21 protein-coding genes are annotated in these 23036 nt (G+C 55.0%); 12 read left to right on the top strand and 9 right to left on the bottom strand.

The features are described 5' to 3' along the window. The 4 genes from PHD76_07370 to PHD76_07355 form a co-directional block, all read right to left on the bottom strand. Window positions 1-546 (bottom strand): ATP-binding cassette domain-containing protein (locus PHD76_07370; GenBank protein MDD5261656.1); only part of this gene is annotated, 546 nt, incomplete at its 3' end. Next, a complete protein-coding gene (locus PHD76_07365) occupies window positions 543-1535 on the bottom strand; it encodes a branched-chain amino acid ABC transporter permease (GenBank protein MDD5261655.1) in 993 nt (330 codons plus the stop codon). The genes PHD76_07365 and PHD76_07370, both read right to left, overlap by 4 nt. Then, the gene (locus PHD76_07360) at window positions 1535-2449 is read right to left on the bottom strand and encodes a branched-chain amino acid ABC transporter permease (protein MDD5261654.1); all 915 of its coding nucleotides are present in this window, start codon (window positions 2447-2449) and stop codon (window positions 1535-1537) included. Before PHD76_07360 ends, PHD76_07365 begins: the two co-directional genes overlap by 1 nt. Before the next feature lie 68 nt (window positions 2450-2517). After that, on the bottom strand, window positions 2518-3657 hold the full coding sequence (locus tag PHD76_07355) for an ABC transporter substrate-binding protein (protein MDD5261653.1): 1140 nt from the start codon (window positions 3655-3657) through the stop codon (window positions 2518-2520). A 168-nt stretch (window positions 3658-3825) separates the two neighbouring features. Between PHD76_07355 and PHD76_07350 the strand changes: the two genes are divergently transcribed. Together PHD76_07350 and lpxA are read left to right on the top strand one after the other, a co-directional pair. Beyond that, entirely contained in the window at window positions 3826-5136 is a 1311-nt protein-coding gene (locus PHD76_07350) for a bifunctional UDP-3-O-[3-hydroxymyristoyl] N-acetylglucosamine deacetylase/3-hydroxyacyl-ACP dehydratase (GenBank protein MDD5261652.1), read from the top strand. 12 nt (window positions 5137-5148) lie between these two features. Further along, window positions 5149-5919, top strand: coding sequence for an acyl-ACP--UDP-N-acetylglucosamine O-acyltransferase (gene lpxA, locus PHD76_07345; protein ID MDD5261651.1), 771 nt, complete (start codon window positions 5149-5151; stop codon window positions 5917-5919). A gap of 174 nt (window positions 5920-6093) precedes the next feature. On the opposite strand, the gene PHD76_07340 is transcribed toward lpxA, so the two are convergent. Continuing rightward, the gene (locus PHD76_07340; GenBank protein ID MDD5261650.1) at window positions 6094-7587 is read right to left on the bottom strand and encodes a family 10 glycosylhydrolase; all 1494 of its coding nucleotides are present in this window, start codon (window positions 7585-7587) and stop codon (window positions 6094-6096) included. A 300-nt stretch (window positions 7588-7887) separates the two neighbouring features. Here PHD76_07340 and PHD76_07335 point away from each other — a divergent pair, with 300 nt between their 5' ends. From PHD76_07335 to PHD76_07320, 4 genes are all read left to right on the top strand, one after another. Continuing rightward, a complete protein-coding gene (locus PHD76_07335) occupies window positions 7888-9186 on the top strand; it encodes a citrate synthase (protein MDD5261649.1) in 1299 nt (432 codons plus the stop codon). 40 nt (window positions 9187-9226) lie between these two features. Then, entirely contained in the window at window positions 9227-9499 is a 273-nt protein-coding gene (locus PHD76_07330) for a hypothetical protein (GenBank protein MDD5261648.1), read from the top strand. 322 nt (window positions 9500-9821) lie between these two features. Further along, window positions 9822-11318: an NADP-dependent phosphogluconate dehydrogenase gene (gene gndA / locus PHD76_07325; protein ID MDD5261647.1), complete on the top strand. Its 1497-nt coding sequence runs from the start codon at window positions 9822-9824 to the stop codon at window positions 11316-11318. Window positions 11319-11488: 170 nt separating this feature from the next. Then, on the top strand, window positions 11489-11692 hold the full coding sequence (locus PHD76_07320; protein MDD5261646.1) for a hypothetical protein: 204 nt from the start codon (window positions 11489-11491) through the stop codon (window positions 11690-11692). Window positions 11693-11878: 186 nt separating this feature from the next. Here PHD76_07320 and clpB read toward each other — a convergent pair whose 3' ends face one another. Further along, the gene (clpB, locus tag PHD76_07315) at window positions 11879-14494 is read right to left on the bottom strand and encodes an ATP-dependent chaperone ClpB (GenBank protein ID MDD5261645.1); all 2616 of its coding nucleotides are present in this window, start codon (window positions 14492-14494) and stop codon (window positions 11879-11881) included. 333 nt (window positions 14495-14827) lie between these two features. Here clpB and PHD76_07310 point away from each other — a divergent pair, with 333 nt between their 5' ends. From PHD76_07310 to PHD76_07290, 5 genes are all read left to right on the top strand, one after another. Continuing rightward, entirely contained in the window at window positions 14828-15280 is a 453-nt protein-coding gene (locus PHD76_07310) for an Hsp20/alpha crystallin family protein (protein MDD5261644.1), read from the top strand. Window positions 15281-15389: 109 nt separating this feature from the next. Beyond that, window positions 15390-15623 (top strand): hypothetical protein, encoded by a 234-nt coding sequence (locus PHD76_07305; GenBank protein ID MDD5261643.1) that lies wholly within the window; start codon window positions 15390-15392, stop codon window positions 15621-15623. 49 nt (window positions 15624-15672) lie between these two features. Further along, complete coding sequence (locus PHD76_07300) at window positions 15673-16593, top strand: polyphosphate kinase 2 family protein (GenBank protein MDD5261642.1); 921 nt, start codon at window positions 15673-15675, stop codon at window positions 16591-16593. Between the two features lie 134 nt (window positions 16594-16727). Continuing rightward, window positions 16728-18101: an efflux transporter outer membrane subunit gene (locus PHD76_07295; GenBank protein MDD5261641.1), complete on the top strand. Its 1374-nt coding sequence runs from the start codon at window positions 16728-16730 to the stop codon at window positions 18099-18101. Between the two features lie 158 nt (window positions 18102-18259). Then, a complete protein-coding gene (locus PHD76_07290) occupies window positions 18260-19102 on the top strand; it encodes a hypothetical protein (protein MDD5261640.1) in 843 nt (280 codons plus the stop codon). A 167-nt stretch (window positions 19103-19269) separates the two neighbouring features. Here PHD76_07290 and PHD76_07285 read toward each other — a convergent pair whose 3' ends face one another. From PHD76_07285 to PHD76_07275, 3 genes are all read right to left on the bottom strand, one after another. Beyond that, on the bottom strand, window positions 19270-20928 hold the full coding sequence (locus PHD76_07285; protein MDD5261639.1) for a DUF2330 domain-containing protein: 1659 nt from the start codon (window positions 20926-20928) through the stop codon (window positions 19270-19272). A 154-nt stretch (window positions 20929-21082) separates the two neighbouring features. After that, a complete protein-coding gene (locus PHD76_07280) occupies window positions 21083-21532 on the bottom strand; it encodes a thioesterase family protein (protein ID MDD5261638.1) in 450 nt (149 codons plus the stop codon). Beyond that, window positions 21529-22251 (bottom strand): hypothetical protein, encoded by a 723-nt coding sequence (locus PHD76_07275; protein MDD5261637.1) that lies wholly within the window; start codon window positions 22249-22251, stop codon window positions 21529-21531. The genes PHD76_07280 and PHD76_07275 overlap by 4 nt, the downstream gene beginning before the upstream one ends. A gap of 96 nt (window positions 22252-22347) precedes the next feature. Between PHD76_07275 and pgl the strand changes: the two genes are divergently transcribed. Then, window positions 22348-23022, top strand: a complete 675-nt coding sequence (gene pgl, locus PHD76_07270) for a 6-phosphogluconolactonase (GenBank protein MDD5261636.1) — start codon at window positions 22348-22350, stop codon at window positions 23020-23022. Window positions 23023-23036: the final 14 nt, after the last annotated feature.

Below are 23036 nucleotides of genomic sequence, written 5' to 3'. Positions count from 1 at the left end.
GCCTGCCGCCGGTTCGTCCAAGAGCAGAAGACGGGGCTTTGTCGCCAGCGCGCGGACAATCTCCAGGCGGCGCTGGTCTCCGTAGGCAAGGCTCGTGCAGGGCTTGTCGCGCTGCGCGCCCAGATGGAAGATTTCCAGGATCTCAAGCGTCTTTTGCGCGATCTCCTTTTCCTCCTCGCAAAACTTGGGGCCGCGCGTCAACGCATGAATGGCGTTGTGCCGGAGGTGCAGGTTGAATGCCGCGCGCACGTTGTCAAAAACCGTCAGGGACTCGAACAGGCGGATGTTTTGGAAAGTCCGCCCGATCCCGGCGGCGGCGATGGTATAAGGACGCAAGCCGGTGATGTCCCTTTCGCCCAGAAAAACCCGCCCGGAGGTGGGGCGATAGACACCGGTGATGAGATTGAAGACCGTGGTCTTGCCCGCTCCGTTCGGACCGATCAGGCCGACCAGTTCTTTTTCACGGATGGAAAAATCCAGGGATGAAAGCGCCGTCAGGCCGCCGAAGCGCATGGTTCCCTGTTCGATTTTCAACAGCTCTTTCATTTGCCTGCACGGCGGGCCGCCATGAATTTTCGAAGAAATTCCACATTGCCAAAAAGCCCCTGGGGCCGGGTCAGCATCAGTATAATCAGGAGCAGCGAATAAAGAATCAGACGGTTCTCGAGCCAGGGCTGGACCGGTTCGGGAATCCACGGCAAATGCGACAGCATCCGCAGCAGTTCGGGAAGCAATGTTAGTATGATGGCTGCGGCCACGACCCCGGCCGTGCTGCCCATGCCGCCGAGGATCACCATGACCACAATATCAACCGACTTGAAGAAATTAAAACCTTCCGGCGTCAGATACTGTTTGTAGTGCGCGTAGAGGCCGCCCGCCAGGCCTGCAAAAAACGCCGCCGTGGCAAACGCGATGACCTTGTATTTTGTCGTGTTGATGCCGACCGCCTCCGCCGCGATCTCATCGTCGCGCACGGTGACAAAGCCGCGTCCGTACGTCGAATGCACCAAGTTGTAAACAACATACACCGCAAACGACGCGAGACCGAACGTCCAAAAAAAATTCGTGTTGTGCCACGTCACACTCAGTCCGCGGGCGGCCCCCAAAAAATCCATGTTCAGGATCAACACCCGGATGATCTCTCCAAACCCAAGCGTGACAATGGCCAGATAATCCCCGCGCAATCTCAGGGACGGAATGCCCACCGCCAGGCCGGCGATTGCGGCCGCGAGGCCGCCCAGAAACAAGGCCAACACAAAAACAACCTCGGCCGCGCCAATCGGCATGCCCGTGAATTTGACGGCCAGCGCATTGGTAATGGAGGCGGACGTATAAGCCCCCACCGCCATGAAGCCGGCATGGCCGAGTGAAAATTGGCCGGTATAACCGTTCACCAGGTTCAAGCTGACGGCCAGGATGATGTTGATCCCGATGGAAATGCAGACGTCGTAATAATACGGATCGAGCCAGCCCGAACAAAGCGCCGCCACTCCGCTTGCAACAAGGGACAACAATAAAATCAGCCGCGAATCCATCAGACTTTCTCCCGTTCAGACTTGCCAAGCAACCCGTCCGGCTTGAACAACAAAATAAGAATCAAGATGGCAAAGGCGATGGCATCGCGGAATGCGGGCGAAACATAACCCACCACCAGGGTTTCCGTGACGCCGATGATCAGCCCGCCCAGGGCCGCGCCCGGGATGTTGCCGATGCCGCCCAGCACCGCCGCAACAAAGGCCTTGATGCCCGGCACATTCCCCATCATGGGCTCAATCGAAGGCGAATCCAGCGCCACCAGAATCCCGGCTGCCGCCGCCAGGGCGGACCCCAATGCGAACGTAAACGAGATGACCGTGTTGTTGTTGACGCCGACGAGCAGGCAGGCGGTCGGGTTCAATGAAAGCGCGCGCATGGCCATACCTAACTTTGTTTTTTGAACAATAAAATGCAGGCCAAAGAGCAGAATGAGTGTGACCAAAATCACCGTGGCCTGTGAGGTCAGCACCGTCAAATCCCCCAGCCCTTCAATCGCGCGGACCGGGATCAATTCGGGAAAGGCCTTGGGGTCGGCGCCGCAGAGCAACTGGGTCACGTTCTGGATGAACAGGGAAACGCCGATGGCCGTGATCAGCACCGTCAGCCGGGGACGATCGCGCAGGGGCCGATACACGAGCCGTTCGATCAGGACGCCGATTGCGGCGCATAGCAACATGGACGCAATTAAAATGGCCAATGCTCCGGGAATGGAATGGCTGCCGGGAAAGATGCGCTGCATCCTGGGCGCAAGGCCCAATCCAAAAAATGCGCCCAGCATGTAGATGTCGCCATGCGCGAAATTGATGAACCGGAGCACGCCATACACCATCGTGTATCCAAGGGCGATGAGGGCATAGATGGCCCCCAGGGAAAGGCCGTTGACAAGCTGCTGAATAAACTGGGTGATGTCCATGCTCAGGGGTTATCTATAACCCATCGCCCGGAGCATCCGCCAGTTCTTTTCCCGGGCCATCATTATTTTTACGGCGCAACCGTTTGCATGAATTTGAACTTTCCGCCCTTGATGACGAGAATGTCGGCGGACTTGGTGGCGTTGCGTTGCGCGTTGATGGTGATGGAACCGGTGACGCCGCCAAAATTCTTGGTCGAGGCCAGCGCATCTCGCAGCTTCACAGGATCGGTCGATCCCGCGCGGCGGATTGCGTCGGCCAGAAACCGGGCGGAATCATAACCGAGAGCGGCCATCGCATCGGGAGTCTGGTTGTACTTCGTCTGGAAATTTTTTACAAAAGACTGGATTTGAGGCGCATTGTCCTCAGGAGAAAAATGGTTGGAAAAATACTGGCCTTCCATGGATTGGCCGCCGATTTCCACCAGGGACGACGAATCCCATCCGTCGCCGCCGAGGAACGGCACTTTCAGGCCCAATTGTTCGGCCTGTTTGACGATGAGCGCCACCTCATTATAATAGCCGGGCAGGAAAACCGCTTCGGGTTTGCTGGATTTGATCGAGGTGAGTTGCGCACGAAAATCCTTGTCGCCGCTGCTGTAACTTTGTTCCTTCGCGACCACACCGCCATGCGCCGTTAGGTATTCCCTGAAAAACTGGGCAAGGCCGACGCTGTAATCCTGTTTCACATCGGTCAAGACCGCCACATTTTTGACCTTGAGCGAGTCGAGGGCGAACTTCGCCATGACCGTGCCCTGAAACGGATCAATAAAACAGATCCGGAAAATATAGTCTCCAACCTCGGTAACTTTGGGGTTTGTCGATCCCGGTGAAATCATCGGAATTTTGGCTTCCTGGCAAATGGGCGCGGCTTCCAGCGAACGGGATGAGGCGATTTCGCCGAGGATGGCGACGACTTTATCCTGGGAAATCAATTTACGCACAGCGGTCGAAGCTTCCCCCGCCTTGGATTGGGTGTCTTCCGTAATCAATTGGATCTGTTTGCCCAGCACACCGCCTGCTGCGTTGATTTCTTCAACCGCCAAAACAGTTCCTTTGTGCGAGGCGCTGCCAAAGGACGCGGTGCCGCCGCTGAGAGAAGCATACTCACCCACTTTGATTACAGCCTCCGCGCCCCATGTTTGTTGAAAGGGGAGAACCCCCAAGGCCAAAACTGCCAAGACCAGAACCTGACCCGAAGTGCGACTCATTCTCTTCATAAGATAAGTGGTTTAGGGTAGGCGGCGGGGTTTTTCAACTGCCAAACAGGGCAAATCAACCGAAAAATGACGGGCTGGCCGCCTTTGGGCCTGAGTGAATAATGTTTTATCTGTAATTTGCTGTTGCGCTCTACCCCCATCTTTTGCAATGACTTGCGGATGCCTGTCATTTATCAGACCACGATTGAGAAGGAAGCGTCCCTTAAAGGCTCTTCGCTGCACACCGGGGGCACGGTCACTCTGACCCTCAAACCCGCCGAAGCCAACAGCGGCTACACTTTCAAAAGAATCGACCTGCCGGACGCCCCGACCATCAACGTGGCCGTGGAAAATGTCAAACAGGTGGAACGGGCCACCACGATCAGCGAGGGTGCTGTCAAGATCCACACCATCGAACACCTGACCTCCGCCCTGCGCGGCTTGGGCATCGACAATGCGCTCATTGAAATGGACTCGAATGAACCGCCGATTGGAGACGGCAGTTCGGACCTTTTTGTGCAGCTCATCGACAAGGCCGGGAAAAAGGAGCTCACCATCCCACGCACGTATTTCGAGCTCAAGGAACCGGTTTATGTTTATGGCAAGGACGACTCCTACATGGTCGCCCTGCCTCACGACAGCTTCAAGGTGACCTGCACCAACGCGAACCATACCGGATATTTCACCCAGTTTTTCAGCGTGGAGGTGAATCCCGAAACCTACCGTTCCGAGATTTCCAAGGCGCGCACTTTTGTTTTTTACGAGGAGGTGCAACCCCTGCTCGAAAAAGGCCTCATCAAGGGCGGCAGCCTGGAAAACGCCATTGTCATCCGCGGCGAAAGCATCCTGAGCAAGGACCCGCTGCGTTATCGCGAAGAATTTGTCAGGCACAAGATTCTGGACGTCATCGGGGATCTTTCCCTGTTCCCGATCCATCTCAAGGCGCACATTATCGCCGCCAAGCCCAGCCACGCCCTCAACGTCGAACTGGCCAAGGCCATCGCGAAGGAATACAAGCGCTACCTCAACCAATTGATGCCGATCGAGTACATCCCGGTCGGCGAAGGCGCCCTGGACATCCAGGAGGTGATGAATATCCTGCCGCACCGCTACCCCTTCCTCATGGTGGACCGGATTCTGAAATTCGAGGGCGACAGCCGCGCCACCGGCTGCAAAAACGTGTCGATCAACGAACCCTTTTTTCAGGGCCACTTTCCCGGCCATCCGCTCATGCCGGGAGTCCTGCAATTGGAAGCCATGGCCCAGGTGGCCAGCCTTCTCCTCCTGCGCCGCGCGGACAACGTCGGCCGGATCGGATTTTTCATGAGCGCCGACAAGGTCAAGTTCCGGAAGCCCGTCGTGCCGGGCGACACTCTTATCATTCAGGTGGAGCTTGTCAAAATGCGCGGAAAAATCGGCAAGGCGGTCGGCCAGTGCACCGTCAACGGCGAACTTGTCTCGGAAGGCGAACTCAGTTTTGTGGTCCAATAATTTTTCTTAAAAATGCCCATTCATCCCACCGCTGTCATTGCATCCCGGGCCCGGCTGCCCGAAAATGTGGAAATAGGCCCCTATTGCGTCGTGGGTCCCGACGTCACGCTCGGCGAAGGCTGCGTCCTCATGAACCATGCCAGCCTGCAAGGGCCCGCCACCTTCGGAAAAAACAACCTCTTCCACCCGTTTTGCAGCATCGGCGGAAAAACCCAGGACCTGAAATACAAGGGCGAGCCGACTTGTCTGGAAGTGGGCGACAACAACGAGTTCCGTGAATTCACCAGCGTCAACCGCGGCACCAACCCGGATGAAAAAACCGTCATCGGCTCCGACAATCTGTTTCTCACCTACAGCCATGTGGCCCACGATTGCGTCGTCGGCAACCACTGCATTTTGTCAAATAACGGAACCTTGGGCGGGCACGTCACCCTGGCGGATTACGCGATCGTCAGCGGCCTGGGCGCCGTACACCAATTCTGCCGCATCGGGCTTCACGCGCTGGTCGGCGGCTGCACAAAAATCGTGCAGGATGTCCCGCCCTATTTTATTGCCGACGGCAACCCGGCTGCGGTGAGGGCCGTCAATGAAGTGGGGCTCAAGCGCCGCGGGTTTTCAGAGGAACAAATCAAAGTCCTGCGCAAAGCGTTAAGGATCCTGTATAATTTAAAATTCAACACCTCGCAAGCCCTGGCGGCGTTGGAAGAAGAATTTGGCCAACACAACGAAGTCCAAGTCCTGATCCAGTTCGCACGGGAAAGCAGCCGCGGGATCATACGTTAACCTGGATGTTTCACACATTTCTGAAAACGCCTCACAAAATGTGATGGCAGCTCGGGTTTATTTTGGACTGCGGCGGCACGACGCCGCTTTTATACTGCGGGCGACATGTTTTTGATGCAAAGCGTCCGCCGTGGCGGACGCACTCCAAGGTCCGCGACGCGGACGAGAAGCAGGTCAGCGTTCCGCGACTTGCTTCACGGCCTTCAACCCCACAACGGGCCCGAGGTTCCCATTGCGGTCCGCCGGGCGGATGTAAATGGCGTCTGGATATCCATTCGATAGAACCAATTCCGCGCCCCGCTTGCTTCCCGCCAGGATCTCCGTTCTCCATGCTTGCCTGGTATAATCCTGCAAGACCCAGTGCGCAGGCTGCCTTCCGCCCTTGGGCAGGGCCCAAGCCAGCTTCAACGAACCTTCCCGCTCGTGGACATCCAGCGCCGGGGTTGCCATCGGTTCTTTCCCCAGCCAGGGATAGGCCGGGATCAAAACTTCCGATGTAAAAAGCTGGTCTTTCAGCATGTCGGAAACCGTGCGCCGATTCCGCATGAGTTCCTTCATGCTCCAATGAATGTGCCCGGAACTTTCCGAGTTGTTGCGGGTCAGGCGGATTTCATTGATAATTTCCTGTGGCTTGCGATCCGGGCCAACCCGGTCGATGGCCAGGCCGGGCCAAAGATTGCGGCCCAACACATTTTGCTGCCTCCACCAACCCAGAAGACGGGTGAAGGATTGTTTCGGGGATTCAATCTCCCAATAGAGCTGGGGCGAAAAATAATCCACCCAGCCTTTTTGCAGCCAAAGCCGCGAATCCGCATGAATATCATCACGGGAATCGATATAAGCCATGGTGTGCTCGGGCATTCCAGATTTCCAAATGCCGAAAGGACTGATGCCGAATTTGACCCACGGCTTGGCTGTTTTAATTGAAGAATAGAGGTCGTGAACAAAGGAATTGATATTGGCCTGGCGCCACGCACTGCGGCTCATACCGCTCGCGCTTCCATACTTCCACCAGCTTTTATCATCGGGGAAATCCACTTTACGGCCGGATCTTGTCAGGATCGGATACGGATAAAAATAATCGTCGAGATGAACTCCATCCACATCATAACGCCGCACCACGTCCAGGATCACCTTCCTTGCAAGCGCGCGCGCTTCCGGCTCACCGGGGTCGAGCCACTTCACGGTCCCATAGCTGACCACCAAATCCGGGCGTTCCCGTGTAATGTGTCGCGGGCAGGCGGAATAGTCGTCGCCTGCTTTCGCCCGGAATGGATTGAACCAGGCATGCAACTCCAAGCCGCGTTTATGCGCTTCTTCGACGGCAAACTTGAGCGGATCATAAAACGGGTCGGGCGAACGACCCATGGTGCCCGTCAGATAATAGGACCAGGGTTCGTATGGAGAGGCATACAAGGCGTCGCAAGCCGGCCTCACCTGCAAAAGGACTGCATTCAGGCGCAAATCAGCGGCCCGATCCAGCAGTTTCAACAACTCCCGCTTTTGTTCGGACACGGACAAGCCCGGGCTCGAGGGCCAGTCAATATTATAGACAGAGGCAACCCAGACGCCCCGGAACTCGCGTGGTGGATTGGGAGGCTGCCCCGTGGCTGGGATGTAGGCGACGGCGAATGCCCTCGGACTGGCAATCACTAGCATTCCGATCATTACAATTTTGAGAAATCTTAAACAGTACATGGATGGCATCCCGAAGGCGCTCCCCGCACCTTAAATTCATCCGGCAGCTAATACAAGCCATGAAAATGCCTTATCTGGGTGGGGTGGCCGGGAAAGCCATGCTGGACAAGGGCCAATCCCCTCAATCAAGGGGCATAATCGTCGGATTATAATGCAAAACCCCCGGAGGGGATACCCGCAACTTTTTAAAAGTTTTTGCTGCCCAAATAAAAAAGTTGGATTAGCTTGATCCTGCAAGTTTTTGATGGAACTGATAGAAAAGAGATTGTCATGTCTGAAACCGTAAAAATAACCATTGGCGGCAAGGCGCACGAGTACCCCGTCATTGTCGGAACCGAGCAGGAAAAAGCGATTGATACCCACAATCTTCGCGCAGACACCGGCTATATCACCTATGACGAAGGCTACGGCAACACCGGCTCATGCCTGAGCGCCATCACCTTTATCGACGGGGAAACCGGCATCCTGCGTTACCGGGGCTACGACATCGAGGAACTGGCCGAGCATTCCAATTTCCTGGAAGTTTCCTACCTCATCATTTACGGCGAACTTCCGACCACCCAACAGCTTCAAAACTTCCGCAATCTGGTGCTGGGCAACGCCGCAATCCACCAGGGCATGTTCCATTTCTTCGAGGCCTTCCCCAGCCACTCGCACCCCATGGCCATGCTTTCCGCCATGCTGAACTCCCTGGGTTGTTATTATCCCGAGATGGCCAGCAACAACCGCGAGCACGACTTGGAGCACTTCGACCATGCCGCGACCATTCTCATCTCCAAGGTGCGCACCCTGGCCGCCATGTCCTACCGCATGAAGCACGGCCGACCGTTCATTCACCCCAAATACCAGCTCTCCTACTGCTCCAACTTCCTGCACATGATGTTTTCCGAACCTTATGCGGAATACATCGCGCGCTCGGAAGTGGACCGCGCTCTCAACCTCATCCTGCTGCTGCACGCCGACCACGAGCAAAATTGCAGCACCTCGACCGTGCGCATGGTTGCATCCGGTGGAGCCAACCTTTTCGCGTCCGTGGCCGCCGGCGTCTGCGCCCTTTGGGGGCCCGCCCATGGCGGCGCCAATATGGCCGTCATCCAGATGTTGGAAGAAATCCACAAGGACGGCGATGACGGTTCGCGTTTCGTCGCCGCCGCAAGAAAGGGCGAGCGCAACAGCCGCCTGATGGGCTTTGGCCACCGCGTGTATAAGAATTACGATCCCCGGGCCAAAATCCTCAAGGAAATCTCCAACAAAGTCATGGCCAATATGGGCAAGAAAGATCCGCTGCTGGACATCGCCCTCAAACTCGAAGAAATCGCCCTGCGCGACGAATACTTCCTGTCACGCAAACTTTATCCGAATGTCGATTTCTACAGCGGCATCATCATGCGCGCCATCGGTATTCCGGTGGATATGTTCACCGTCATGTTCTCCATCGGACGCATGCCAGGCTGGATCGCGCAATGGCGTGAACTGGCCACTGGCAAGTCCCCCATTCACCGCCCGCGCCAGATTTACATCGGACCCAAACGCCGCCCGTTCATACCCATTGAAAAACGCAAAGCCTGATATGGATTGATTTTAACGGGCGCTTCGCTCATTTTTTCCCATGGACAAAAAAACGGCCTTGTTACTGACAGCGGTGGGCATCATCACCGGCTGCGCCGCCCTTTCCATCAAACGGCACCACGATATTAAAAAGGCCAGGGCCCTCCGCGCCAGCCTGCGCCCCAATTTCCGAAACGGCTGCCACTTGGTCAAAATCATCGGCGGCCCCGGCTGGTCCCTCGGCGAATACGGCACCTTTGACGCCCAGGAAAACCGGATCCTGATCGAAGGCGAAGAATTCAACGCCGAAGAATTCGAATTCGTCCTGGCTTGAATCAGGAACAAAGCTGACGTCGCACGCTCTTGCGCCAGCAAAGCTTTCGCCATCCCCCTGACAATGGGGAGGACAAGGGGGTTTCCGGCGCTTTTTACTCGCGATGTATGTCGGATTTGTCTTTTCCAGGAAACCCAAAGCGGCGGCGCGCCCACGGGCTTGCCACCGCACTCGATATGGATCTGCACCTCATCCAGCATCCTGTCGAACTTGTTAATCCGCGTGAGGCAACGCCTCAATCCGCGCCTGCCAAATACCGGCAGAAAACGATTGGACAGGTTTTGTTTCAACTCATAATGTCGGCTCCTTTCAAATACCCTCTATGAAGCAAAAATCGGACATCGGTCTCATCGGTCTGGCGGTCATGGGCCAGAATCTCGCCCTCAACATCGCGGATCATGGCTTCCAAATTTCCGTTTACAACCGCACCACCTCCAAAACAGAAGCCTTCGTTTCCGAAAATCCCGGTACGCCCGGCGGGCTGATCGGCGCGAAAACCCTGGAGGAATTTGTCCAATCCCTTTCCGCCCCGCGTAAAATTGTGATCCTGGTCCAGGCCGGCAAGGCAACCGACGCGGTCATCGACGGGCTGGTCCCGCTGCTCGCAAAAGACGACATCCTGATCGACGGCGGCAACTCACTTTACGAAGACACCATCCGTCGTGAAAAGGATCTCAGGGAAAAAGGCCTGCGTTTCATCGGCTCCGGCGTTTCCGGCGGCGAAGAAGGCGCCCGCTTCGGCCCCAGCCTGATGCCCGGCGGCGATCCGGAATCCTGGAAGGAACTGGAACCCATTTGGAAGGCGGTGGCCGCCAAGGTCGATGCGACCACTGGCAAGCCCATCGAAGGCGCGAAGCCTGGCAAGCCGGTCGAGGGTGGCGTGCCCTGCACGGCTTATATCGGCCCGGACGGCGCGGGCCATTATGTCAAGATGGTGCACAACGGCATCGAGTACGGCGACATGCAGCTCATTTGCGAAGCCTACAACATCCTGCGGCACGGCATCGGTCTGGGCATTTCGGAATTGCAGAAAACATTCACCGAATGGAACGAAGGAGATCTGGACTCCTTCCTGATTGAAATCACGGGCAAAATTCTCGGATTTCAGGACCCCGCCACCGGACAGCCGATGGTCGATGTCATCATGGATCGGGCGGGCCAAAAAGGGACGGGCAAATGGACCATCAACTCCGCTTTGGACATGGGCATCCCGGCCTCGACGATGTCCGAGGCGGTATTCGCCCGCTGCCTCTCCGCGCTGAAGGAAGAGCGTGTGGCAGCCTCCCGGATTTTAAAAGGTCCGAAGCTTGCTTTCAGCGGCGGGAAGGATGAATTGATCCAGGCGGTGCGCGACTCCCTTTATGCCTCGAAGATTTGTTCCTATGCCCAGGGCTTTGCCCTGATGCGGGCCGCCTCGCAGCAATACAACTGGAACCTGCACTACGGTGAAATCGCCATGATCTTCCGCGGCGGCTGCATCATTCGCGCCCGCTTCCTGCAGCGGATCAAGGACGCCTATGACAAGGACCCGGCACTAACCAACCTGTTGCTGGACCCTTATTTCAAGGAGATCATCGAAAAAACCCAGCACAACTGGCGGAAGATTGTGGCCGAATCCGCCCTGTCGGGCATCGCGGCGCCGGCCTTCAGCGCCTCGCTGGCGTATTTCGACAGCTACCGCAGCGAGCAGTCGCCTGCCAATCTCCTGCAAGCGCAGCGCGATTATTTCGGCTCGCACACCTATGAGCGGATCGACCAGCCCAAGGGGAAAAAATTCCACCTCGATTGGGTCGGCGATCACAAACAATACGACGCGTGATTCGTTCCAAAGTAGCCTGGGCGTCCCGCCCAAGGCTTTTCATGCAGGGCTGCACTTGGCTGTCTCACCTCTGGCGGATCACATCCAAAAATAGCGGGTCGAGACAGGCTCACTTGCTCCACAATCTGAATTGAACTCGACTCTAGGGCAGCCGCATCGGAGTGCATGACGTGATTGGTCTTCTTCAGAACGGGGAAACGGTGGACTCGGACTGCTCCCCGCAATGCTTCCCTGACATCACCAAGGCACAGGTGTATGACGGAATCATTATTCCCATCCGCCGTAAAAGTCGCGCGGTTGAGCGTGCAGCTTTGGTTCAGTTATTGGACCGCGCCGTGGAAAACGGCATCTCGGGCAACATTAACTTCGCGTAACACCAACAGGATAGATCGCCACGAGACTAGTTTGGACTGCGGCGGCACGACGCCGCTTTCCATCACGGGCGACATGTCGCCCGTTTCCAAAGCGCAGACATGTCTGCGCACTCCAAAATGTTTGCACTGAAGGACGAAACGGCCTTGCCGTTTTTAATCAATAGGTTGTGGTGAAATATATTTTCTCTAACCCCGCGCTTTCGAGGTATAGCTCAGCGCGTCATTTTTGAAATCGATGTGTACCTTGCTGTTGTCGGTCACTTCTCCAGCCAGCAGTTTCCGCGAGAGGCCGGTCTCCAGCTCGCGCTGGAGGAAACGTTTGAGCGGACGCGCGCCATACACCGGATCGTAACCGCTGCGGGCAATATGTTCACGCGCGGCATCGCTCAGTTCCAACTCAATCCCGCGATCTTTCAGGCGGCCCCGCAACTGGCCCAACAGCAAATCCACAATCTGTTTGATCTCAGGCAGCGTCAGCGGCTTGAAGAGCACCACGTCGTCCACGCGATTCAAAAATTCCGGGCGGAAATGCTGTCGCAACTCGCCCATGACTTTTGAGCGCGTCTTGTCGTCGATGATTCCGGAGTCGCCGCTGTTTTCAATCAGATACGGGCTTCCGATATTCGACGTCATGATGATGAGCGAATTCTTGAAATCCACCGTCCGGCCCTGGCTGTCGGTCAGGCGACCATCATCCAGAATTTGCAGCATGATGTTGAACACATCGTGATGCGCTTTTTCGATTTCATCAAAGAGGATGACAGCATAGGGCTTTCGCCGGACTGCTTCGGTCAGTTGACCGCCTTCCTCGTAGCCGACATAGCCCGGAGGCGCGCCGACCAGCCGCGCGACCGCGTGCTTTTCCATGTATTCGCTCATGTCGATCCGGATGATGTTGTCTTCCGAATCGAAAAGGGATTCGGCCAGCGCGCGCGCGAGCTCTGTTTTGCCAACACCGGTCGGGCCCAGGAAAATAAAGGAACCAATTGGACGCTTCGGATCTTTCAAACCCGAACGCGCGCGGATGACGGCGTCGGCCACGGACTGGACGGCTTCGTCCTGTCCAATGACACGTTCGTGCAAAATCTGGTCGAGTCGCAAAAGCTTGTCTTTCTCGCCTTCGAGCAGCCGGGAAACCGGCACGCCGGTCCAGCGCGAGACCACCTCGGCGATTTCATCGGCGGTGACTTCCTCCTGCAAAAGCTGCGGAGCACCTTTTTTGCCTGCGGATTTGCCCTCGGCTTCCTTGATTTTTTTCTCGAGGTCCGGAATTTTTCCATATTTGAGTTCGGCGGCCTTGCTGTTGTCCAGATTGCGCTGGGCGACCTCCATCTGATGGCGCAGGGCTTCCAACTGTTCGCGCAACGCCCGTACGTTTTCAAGAGAGCCCTTTTCAGCAGTCCACTGGGCTTTAAGCGTGTCGCGCTCGGATTTTAAATTGGCCAGTTCCTTTTCGAGATCGGCCAGCCGACTCTTGGACGCCTTGTCTTTTTCTTTTTTCAGCGCCTCGCGTTCGATTTCCAATTGCATGACGCGCCGCTCGAGGGATTCCAGTTCCTCCGGCATGGACTCCATTTCCGTGCGCAATTTCGCGGCGGACTCATCCATCAGGTCGATGGCCTTGTCTGGCAAAAAGCGGTCGGAAATATAGCGATGTGAAAGGGTCGCTGCAGCCACGAGGGCGGCGTCCTGAATTCGGACTCCGTGATGCAGTTCGTAACGCTCACGCAGGCCGCGCAGGATGGAAATGGTGTCTTCGACGCTCGGTTCGTTGACCATGACGGGCTGGAAGCGCCGTTCAAGCGCGGCGTCTTTTTCGATGTATTTTCGGTATTCGTCGAGGGTGGTGGCGCCGATGCAATGCAATTCACCGCGCGCGAGCATCGGCTTGAGCATGTTGCCCGCATCCATGGCGCCTTCGGCCTTGCCCGCGCCGACCATGGTGTGAATTTCGTCAATGAAGAGAATGATCTGCCCCGCGGCCTTTGAAACTTCCTGCAGCACCGCCTTGAGGCGTTCCTCAAACTCGCCGCGGAATTTTGCGCCGGCAATCAACGAACCCAGATCGAGCGTAACGATGCGTTTTTCCTTCAAGCTCTCCGGCACATCGCCGGCCACGATGCGGCGCGCCAAACCTTCAACGATTGCGGTTTTCCCGACGCCCGGTTCGCCGATGAGCACCGGGTTGTTTTTGGTGCGGCGCGACAACACCTGGATGGCGCGGCGGATTTCGGCATCGCGCCCGATGACGGGGTCGAGTTTGTTTTGCTGCGCGAGGCGCGTCAGGTCGCGCCCGTATTTTTCAAGGGCTTCGTAGGTGGATTCCGGATTGGCGCTTGTGACACGCTGATGGCCGCGGACTTCAGTCAGGGCCTTGAGAAAATCTTCCTTCCGGAAAAAGAGATCGGCAAACACCTTGCCGACGCCGCTGTCGCGCGGTTCGTCGAACATTGGGAGAATGAGATGCTCGACGCTGACGTACTCGTCTTTCAGGCGCTTGGCTTCGTCCTGGGCTTTTGCCAACAGGGCGTTGAGACGTTGGGTTATGTAGAGGTTCCCCGGCTGGGTGCCTGAATGGCTGACACGCGGGATTTTGCCGAGTTCGCCTTCCAGCTTGGAAAGCAGGAGTTCGAGCGAGATCCGGCATTTTTCCACCAAACGCGCTGCGAGGCCGTTTTCCTGTTCGATCAAGGCCATGAGCAGGTGCTCAACATCGACATTTTGGTGGCCGAGCCGGGCGGCGGTCTGCTGGGCTTCGGCGAGGGCTTGCTGGGCCTTTTCTGTGAATTTGTTTAAATCCATAATTTTACTCTCAACTGAATAAGTGCAGGTCTTATTCCAGTTCGGCTTGGGTGGAATATTAATTTCTGAATGCGGATAACCGCTTCACTGTGAACGGATTGTAGCTGACCTAAATGGTTAAGTCGAGAAGAGAGGCTTTGACAAAAAGCGACAGAATGACACATTTTGAAATTTTGTAATTTTGTAATGCGACAATATGTCACTACTTGATTAAAAATATCGGCTTTTCGTAATCCATAAGTTCCTTTTTATGAATGGCTTATAAATTGCGCTGCCTTCCAAAAAGGCTGGCATGGAATGTGCAGTTATGAAGGTGGAAAGGAAATAATTACCATGAGAAGCATTACAAAATGGGATCCATTGAGAGAACTGGATGACTTCCAGAATCGACTCACCTCGTTCTTCAGCACCAGCCCGACACGGGCAGACGCGGAAAACGAATGGCTGACTGCCGGTACCTGGACACCCTTGGTCGATATTACCGAGGACGAAAAAGAGTACGTCATCAAGGCCGAACTCCCTGAAGTTGAAAAGGAAAACGTCAAGGTTTCGGTCAACCGGGGCGTACTGGTCATCACCGGCGAACGCAAGTTCGAGAAGGAAGACAAAGGCAAAAAGTATCATCGCGTGGAGCGGAGCTACGGAAGTTTTACCCGCAGCTTCACACTACCGGAAGATACCGACGCGTCGAAAATCGCCGCGGACTTCAAGAACGGCGTTTTGAACGTGCGGGTGGCAAAGAGCGAAAAAGCCAAACCCCTGCAAATTGACGTAAAAGTCGCGTAAAAAATGTTCGCAGAGCGGCGGAGCTTGGAACATAGTTCCCAGTTCCGCCGTGTTTGCACGCGGAACGAGGGGGAGCGGTATCCCCCCATTTTTCAAAAGGAGACAAGCAATGAGTGAAGCAAAATCGAGCGGCGGTTGCGGCTGCGGCAAAAGCCACGGGACATGTGCGACGAAGAGCACGGAATCCAAGACGCCTTCCACAAAGGCTGCGGGAATTCAAAACGGCAAAGGCTCGGCACCACGGAACATCAGCGAGGAATTCCGCCAGAATTACAACGGGGTCAAATGGAGCAGCGGCGGCAAACTTAAAAAGGGCGAAAAATTTGTAAAGGTGTACGGCTAGCCCGGATGCCTAAATTAATGAAATGACCCGCGCCGCCGCCATCTAAAACATGAAAACCAAGGAAGTCCTTCACAAGGCGCGGAAATTTGCGAAGCTCTACCAGATCACAAAAGGGCATAAATTTTCGCTGAAGGACTTTGATCCCGGCGACACAAACGGGCTTGGCGCCGCCAGCAAGCAGGAGGCCGGAGAAATCCTGCAAAGCGGCATTGAAACGCTGGCGGATTTTCAGGATGTCCTCTACGCGCAGGACCGCTGGTCCATCCTCCTGATTTTCCAGGCGATGGATGCCGCCGGCAAAGACGGCGTCATCAAGCATGTGATGTCGGGAATCAACCCCCAGGGCTGCCAGGTTTTTTCCTTCAAAAGCCCGTCGTCGGAAGAACTCAATCACGACTACCTGTGGCGCTGCATGAAGTGCCTGCCCGAGCGGGGGCGGATTGGCATCTTTAACCGCAGCTATTATGAGGAAACGCTCGTCGTGCGCGTGCACCCGGAATACCTGAAAAATGAAAAAATCCCGGAAGAACTTGTCACCAAAAAAATCTGGGACGAACGATACGAGGACATCCGGAACTTCGAGCGTTATCTCACGCGCAACGGGGTGGTCATCCGCAAATTTTTCCTGAACCTCTCAAAAAAGGAGCAAAAAAAACGTTTCCTTGCGCGGCTGGACAATCCGGAAAAGAACTGGAAATTCTCCACGGCCGATTCCCGGGAGCGCGCGCGTTGGGATGATTACATGAAGGCGTATGAGGACATGATCCGGAACACCGCGACGGGCCATGCCCCGTGGCATGTGGTGCCGGCGGACAACAAATGGTTCACGCGCATGGTGGTGTCCTCGGTGGTGATCGAAACGCTGGAATCCCTCGGACTTGAGTATCCCGAGGTTGGGAAGGAACAACGGGAAGAGCTGCTCCGGGCGCGGAAGTTGCTGGCCGATGGCAAAGATCTGGACCAGGAATGACACGAATGAAAGCCAACACATGGTCTCGCGCAGAGCCGCAAAGGCGCAGAGGTGCTTAAAACTTACAAATCCGCCAGTGGACGGATTCAGCGGGCGCGAACTTGAAACTTGAAACTCAAAGACAAGCCGCATTCATGGGGTTCAGCCTCCTGGTTCTGTGCGGGATGCTTCTGTCGTGTTCCAGCGGGCCGGCGCCCGAGGCTCAAAAAAACATGGCGGCGCTCGCCCCATCTTCCTGGAAAAGCGGCGCAATCCCGGGTGAAGTCAGAAACGGCTGGATTTCAAACTTCGGCGATCCCCTCCTGGTACAACTGATCGCAGAAAGCATGGAAAAAAATCCCAACCTGCTGATCGCCTCGGCCAAGCTCGACCAAGCCCAGGCGGAAGCCAGAAAAGCCGGCGCCGCGCTTGTACCCGAGCTGGACTTTAATGCCGGCTGGACAAAGACCGACCAACTCAAACCAGATAACAATCCACTCCATCAAAGCGACAGCACGGTTTTGGGCGCATCTTTGCAACTGAGTTGGGAACTGGATATTTGGGGCCGCCTGCGCGAGGCGCATCGCGGCGCATTGGAACAATTTCATGCCTCCCAGGCCGATTACGATTTCGCGCGGCAATCACTCGCCGCCCAGGTTGCGAAAGCCTATTTCCTGTCGGTCCAAACCCGGCTGCAGCGCGATTTGAACCGGAAACTGACGGGCAACTTTCAGGATATTTTGCAGATCGTGCAGGCGCAGTTTGATGCGGGGAACGTGACCCGGCAGGACCTGGCCAATGCCAAGGGGGACCTGGCCACCTCCCGGCAATCCGCGCAAGCGGCGGAAACCGCATTCAATGAAGCCAACCGCAGCCTGGAAACCCTGCTGGGCCGGTATCCGTCCAATGAACTCGAAACAGTCAAAGAGTTGCAGGCGCTCCCGCCACCAATACCGGCCGGCCTGCCTTCACAAATCCTGGAACGGCGCCCGGACATCATTTCCGCCGAACGCGAAGTGGCGGCGGCTTTTCATTTTACCAAAGAAGCCCAGGCCGCGCGGCTGCCCCGGATTTCGCTGACTCCGGAAATTGGAGTCAGCGGGAATGCGCTGAAAAGCCTCATCGATCCCAGGCAGGTGGTGGCAAATTTTGCAGCCAACCTTTTCCAGCCGCTTTTCGACGGCGGATTGAGAAGGGCGGAATTTGACCGGGCCCAAGGGGCGCAAAAGGAAGCAGTCGCCCAATACACGAAGGCGGCGCTGAATGCCTTTCAGGAAGTGGAGAATGCGCTCGATAACGAAGACTCGCTGGCAAAGCAGGAAGCCCAGTTCTCCGAAGCCGCAAGCAACTATGGCGAAGCGCGGAAAACAGCCGAACTGCGCTACAAGGAAGGCGCGACGGACCTGGCGAGCGTCCTTCTCGCGCAACGGCAGGAATTGCAGGCTCTTAGCAGTTTGATAAGCGCCAAGGGAGGCCGCTTGACCCAGCGCGTGAATCTGCATCTCGCCCTGGGCGGAAATTTTGAATAAACGCGGGAAAAACATTTCTTAATTCAAACCTCTGACTTTTCCCCGTCTCCGTGCCCTTTTTTTGTAAAATGTCCTTTGCGATCTTCCTGTTAAAAAAACTCCGTGCTTGCATGTTTACCCGGCTTGTCAACGGCAATTTTCTGCGCTAGAGGTTGTTCATGCGATTTTCCCCAATCCTCCTGGCCGGGTTGCTGCTGACAGCCACCAACTCGGCATTATTCGCCCAGTTGCAAATCAAACTTTCCCAGGACCGGACGGTCTATCTCCTCTATGAGCCCATGGAATTCACGGTTTCACTCACCAACACGACCGATGAATCCATAGTTTTGAGCCGCGACCCCGGCAGCGATGAAGACTGGCTCAATTTTATGATTTTCACAGTGAACAAGGAAAAAATTCATTCGGAAAATACTCTGACAGTTCCCGCTTCAACCATTCCACCCGGCGAAACCCTGAAGGTCCCCATCAATGTCACTCCGTATTTCGCAATTCGCTCGACCGGATCCTACACCGTCCAAGCCGTGGTCAATATCCCGGGCCGCCGCCCCCTCCTGACATCCGAACTTTATTTCAGCGTCGGCAAGGGCGACGTCGTATGGAAGAAGGAATTATACAATGAGGGCACCAAACGGGTTTATTCCCTGATCCGCTTCCTGGAAAACAACGACTCCAACCTGTACCTGCGCGTGGAAGATCCGGATATCAACACGGTTTACACGACCATCCGGCTTGGAAAGTTGACCGCTTATGCTGATCCAGTCGTGGAATTTGACAAGGACCAGAACATCCACATCGTGCATACAGTAGGGGCAAAAACCTCCCGTTACACAATGGCCAACTCCAAAGGCAAAATCTTGAAACAAGAAGACCGGACCGTTGGCGATACCAAGCCGACACTGGCAAAAGCAGCAGACGGCACGGTACAATTAGTTGGCGGCATTATACCCCAGGAGAAAAAAGTCCGCCCGAAACTTTCCGAAGGGCAGCAGGGTTTGATGTAAAAATGGGCTGAAGCGAGCCCATTTTTATCCTATTCTCCGCATAGGAAATGGAGAGGCCAGCTTGCTGCGCCCGATTTTGCATCCTGCAATATATTTCTTACGTTGGCCAAAGGACGGGGACGGATTCGTCAGAAGTGCAACAAAGAAGTAAAACCACAAAAAAAATATCAATTCGCGCGTTGAGGCTTTTTTAAAGAAGTAGAAATCGGATCGTATTGGTATGATGTTCGACGACATCCAATAGCGTCATAAATGTTCACGATGACTATCGAGCCTTGCTTCTCAACTGTAAAATTCCCAGGGGTGGATTCAACCGTCACGTTGCCTCCAAAGAGGAGGTTGGAGTCTTTTGTTTTGTTCCAAGCTGAATTTTTGCGAGACCTATCAAATTCCGCCAGGATGGCTTGAGCGATTTCCGTCTCGGACTTTTGAAAAATTGGCGGGTTTTCTGAAAATGGGATACTACTAACCTCAGCTAGCTGGTGTGGGAACCAAGCTTGATACAAACGGCTTGTAGTCAATGTTTCGTCGGCAGGAATTTTTGGAACTGTCTGGTACAAAATCAGCGCTGCCAATCCACAAAGCAAAACTCCTGGGGCCACTTTGTGAGCCAGCCAGTTTCCGAATCCGCGCGGTATTCGTATTGGGTTGCGATTTAAAATCATCGAGACGGACACATAACCGCCAAGTAACAGGATGAATAGGATGTAGCCGGCCGTTTTAGCCCCAGTTATCGTATAAAAATGCCGCCGATAGGGTTGATAATCCGACCATGCAATATCAAGATCGCGTGACATTTTGCTTGCGGAGATCGCGCCCGATAATTTGGTCAGCACACAGCCATTCCACATAAGATTGCAGATGTCGGGATGCCCGATTTTTTCGTAAAATTTCTCACCTGAAAAGTAGCTGTTATATTCCTCAGGCGGCGCAACCTTCTTTTCATTATACCGGTCGCAGAATTCAGTTTTGAGCAATTCCGAGCTGGCACGGCCATTGCCCAAGACAAAGAGTTCAAACATGGGCGCGCCTTCTGCCAAAGCTGTTAGTTGCAGTGGATAAACGGCTTTGTTGGATTTGAAGGCTATTTTGAGGGGATGAGGCGTGTTTTCCCCCGGCTCCTCCCTGGCAAGTTTAATGGCCGCAAACACCCAGCCTTTTTTAATATAATTAATGACTATTGGATTTGCGGCTTCGGGAAAAGGGCCGAAGTCATTTGCTCCCAGCCATACATTTAGATCGGCTATATCCTTGGAGTGGAGTACCGCGATTTCATAGGAACCGACTCTGGCAGTTTTTTCAACACGAAGTGCTGAGGATGCAACATTTACAGAACCCATGCTGGTTGAGACTGCCGGCACCGCCAACCCGGCAAGAATCAGCACAATGAACAGGAATGCGAGTAATTCGACAAACCTGGGCCGTTTGAACAGAAATGTGGCAACCAACAGAACCGTAATCAGGCTGAAGAAAGTGGCTGTTATGGGGAACCCCTCAAGATGTGTGATCTCCGGCTGCACGAGAAAACTCAATGTTTTCAAGCCACCCGGGTCGGCTTTCGTGATTTCCGTTGGCGTGGATGGAAGCGGGATAATCCACCCGAGTTTCTGCGATTCCGAATCAAGGGTCGAGGATATGATCAGTGTCTCATTGCCGTTTTCCCATTTCAACAAAGCCCGTTGTGCCGGAATACCTGGGATTTTTTTGTAGGCTTTCTGGGAAGCAATATAACAGCCGTCGGCCTGCGTAGGGAGCGGGGCAAGGAGAAATGCGGCTGCAAGCCAGATCAACGCAAGAGGGTAATTGATCTTTATCGCATAGCGCATTGGCATTACATTTTACACAAAAGATGTCAGGGAACAAGGGCATTTTTGCCATGGGTTTTTCAAAAAACGTATTTTATGTTGGTTTCCCCATCTGCGTCTATTCGTGTTCATCCGTGGTTAAAATGCCGCTGCATTCTCTGCGGTGGAAAAAATCTCAAGCTTGCGCTTTTTGTTCCAGGGCCGGCCATTTGGCCCGCCAATCCTCGCGCAGCGGCCGCGGGCGTCCGGTGTCCAGTGCCACGGTCACCATGGTCTGGCGGCAACGGCTGATGACCGCGCCATCGGAGGTGCGCGACACCACAAACTCAATGTAAAATCTGATTTTTTCCATTCCGGCCAGCCAGGCATGAATCTGCAGATCGTCGCCCAGGCGCGCGGGTTTGAGATAATCGATTTCCGTCCGCGCCACGACAGGGCATTCCCGGTTGCCGGTGGTCATTTGATCCAGAGACCAGCCGAGGGAAGCCGCCAGTTCGGAGCGGGCAATCTCGATCATGCGCAGGTAGGCGATATTATGCACCACCCCGCCGGCATCGGTGTCGAAAAAATAAACCCGGACCTTGACGGTTGCTTCCGGTATGTCGGGAAGTGAGGGGGAATTCATTCGGGCGGCAGCTCGCTTTCCAGTTTCCGGGCGACGGCTTTCAAAACCTTGAGACGGGCATACCATTTAAAGTTGGCCTCCACGAGCATCCAGGGCGCGTATTTGGTGTTGGTGTTGGCAAACATGTCTTCCGCCGCTTCGTTGTGCTGGTTCCACTTTTCGCGGTTGCGCCAATCTTCCGCGTTGATCTTCCAATGTTTGTAGGGATCGCCCTCCCGTTTCTTGAAACGGAGCAGTTGTTCTTCCTTCGTGATGTGCAGGTAGAATTTCATGAGGATCGAACCATCGTCCACCAACACCCGTTCAAAATTGTTGATTTCCTCGTAAGCCCGCTTCCATTCGGATTTGGTTGCAAAACCCTCCACCCGTTCCACCAGGACGCGGCCATACCAGCTCCTGTCGAAAATGGCGATGTCGCCATAGGCCGGCAGCTTGTTCCAAAACCGCCACATGTAGTGGTGTTTGTATTCCTCCGGCGTTGGCTTAACAATCGAATAGACGCGAATATTGCGCGGGTCCAGGATCTCGACGGTACGCTTGATGACTCCTCCCTTGCCGGCCGCATCCGGGCCCTCGAACACCAGGATCAGGTTGCGGCGGGATTGCTGGAGCATCCGCTGAAGATGCAGCAGTTCCAACTGGTACTTTTCCAGCTTCTCCTTGTACTTCGCCTTGCTCTCAATCTGCTTGCTGAGATCCAGTTCGTCGAGCGGGCCCATGCCGCCCGATTAAAGCCGAACGCCCGCCTGAGAAAAGACCAAAAACCGGTTTTTTCTTTGTAGCCAGTTCCCGCGGCCGTTCTATTATGTGCGCGAATGACCCACTTGCGGTTTGAATCGGAAAACAGTTGGATCGAAGCCCTGATCAAAGCCTGGCAGCAGGCCGGCAGCAATGCCCTGCAAAAGCGCGGTAATTTTACCGTTTCGCTTTCCGGCGGCTCCAGCCCTGAAAGCTTTTACAAGGCCTTGAGCAAAATCGAGTGGCCCTGGTCTTCCACCCAGCTTTTTATCGGCGACGAACGCTGGGTGCCGGCGGACCACAAGGACAGCAATTATCACATGATTTATGAATCTTTTTATCCCCGCAACGTCAGGCTGGAACGCTGGAAAACCGAACTGCAAAAACCCGAGGACGCGGCATCTGATTACGAAAGGCGCCTGCACAAGGAACTCTCCCACCCCACGCGCTTCGATCTGGTGCTGCTGGGAATCGGCAATGACGGACATACCGCGTCCCTTTTCCCCGGCACAAAAGCTCTGGAAGAAAACTCAAAACTTGCGGTGGCAAATTGGGTTCCCCAAGCCGATGCCATGCGCCTGACCCTCACCTATCCGCTGTTCAAGCTTGCCCGCGAAATTTGGTTTGTATCCAAGGGCGCCGAAAAACAACCCTGGATCGAAAAAATGGCGCAGGGCCAGGGCGCGGACTTCCCGGCGGGCCGCATTGCCTGTGACTCTGGAGAAATCCGGATATTTAATTGTACCGTTTAGGAGCAATGAAAAAA

It is taken from the genome of Candidatus Methylacidiphilales bacterium (genome assembly GCA_028713655.1).
Lineage (GTDB): Bacteria > Verrucomicrobiota > Verrucomicrobiia > Methylacidiphilales > JAAUTS01 > JAQTNW01.
This window is presented reverse-complemented; position numbering and strand designations above follow the sequence as displayed.

Excerpts from the sequence above, each read along its gene's own strand:
- PHD76_07365 (MDD5261655.1), bottom strand. The coding sequence starts at position 1,535 with ATGGATTCGCGGCTGATTTTATTGTTGTCCCTTGTTGCAAGCGGAGTG.
- PHD76_07360 (MDD5261654.1), bottom strand. The coding sequence starts at position 2,449 with ATGGACATCACCCAGTTTATTCAGCAGCTTGTCAACGGCCTTTCCCTG.
- PHD76_07355 (MDD5261653.1), bottom strand. The coding sequence starts at position 3,657 with ATGAGTCGCACTTCGGGTCAGGTTCTGGTCTTGGCAGTTTTGGCCTTG.
- PHD76_07350 (MDD5261652.1), top strand. The coding sequence starts at position 3,826 with ATGCCTGTCATTTATCAGACCACGATTGAGAAGGAAGCGTCCCTTAAA.
- lpxA (MDD5261651.1), top strand. The coding sequence starts at position 5,149 with ATGCCCATTCATCCCACCGCTGTCATTGCATCCCGGGCCCGGCTGCCC.
- PHD76_07340 (MDD5261650.1), bottom strand. The coding sequence starts at position 7,587 with ATGATCGGAATGCTAGTGATTGCCAGTCCGAGGGCATTCGCCGTCGCC.
- PHD76_07335 (MDD5261649.1), top strand. The coding sequence starts at position 7,888 with ATGTCTGAAACCGTAAAAATAACCATTGGCGGCAAGGCGCACGAGTAC.
- PHD76_07330 (MDD5261648.1), top strand. The coding sequence starts at position 9,227 with ATGGACAAAAAAACGGCCTTGTTACTGACAGCGGTGGGCATCATCACC.
- gndA (MDD5261647.1), top strand. The coding sequence starts at position 9,822 with ATGAAGCAAAAATCGGACATCGGTCTCATCGGTCTGGCGGTCATGGGC.
- clpB (MDD5261645.1), bottom strand. The coding sequence starts at position 14,494 with ATGGATTTAAACAAATTCACAGAAAAGGCCCAGCAAGCCCTCGCCGAA.
- PHD76_07310 (MDD5261644.1), top strand. The coding sequence starts at position 14,828 with ATGAGAAGCATTACAAAATGGGATCCATTGAGAGAACTGGATGACTTC.
- PHD76_07305 (MDD5261643.1), top strand. The coding sequence starts at position 15,390 with ATGAGTGAAGCAAAATCGAGCGGCGGTTGCGGCTGCGGCAAAAGCCAC.
- PHD76_07300 (MDD5261642.1), top strand. The coding sequence starts at position 15,673 with ATGAAAACCAAGGAAGTCCTTCACAAGGCGCGGAAATTTGCGAAGCTC.
- PHD76_07295 (MDD5261641.1), top strand. The coding sequence starts at position 16,728 with ATGGGGTTCAGCCTCCTGGTTCTGTGCGGGATGCTTCTGTCGTGTTCC.
- PHD76_07290 (MDD5261640.1), top strand. The coding sequence starts at position 18,260 with ATGCGATTTTCCCCAATCCTCCTGGCCGGGTTGCTGCTGACAGCCACC.
- PHD76_07285 (MDD5261639.1), bottom strand. The coding sequence starts at position 20,928 with ATGCGCTATGCGATAAAGATCAATTACCCTCTTGCGTTGATCTGGCTT.
- PHD76_07280 (MDD5261638.1), bottom strand. The coding sequence starts at position 21,532 with ATGAATTCCCCCTCACTTCCCGACATACCGGAAGCAACCGTCAAGGTC.
- PHD76_07275 (MDD5261637.1), bottom strand. The coding sequence starts at position 22,251 with ATGGGCCCGCTCGACGAACTGGATCTCAGCAAGCAGATTGAGAGCAAG.
- pgl (MDD5261636.1), top strand. The coding sequence starts at position 22,348 with ATGACCCACTTGCGGTTTGAATCGGAAAACAGTTGGATCGAAGCCCTG.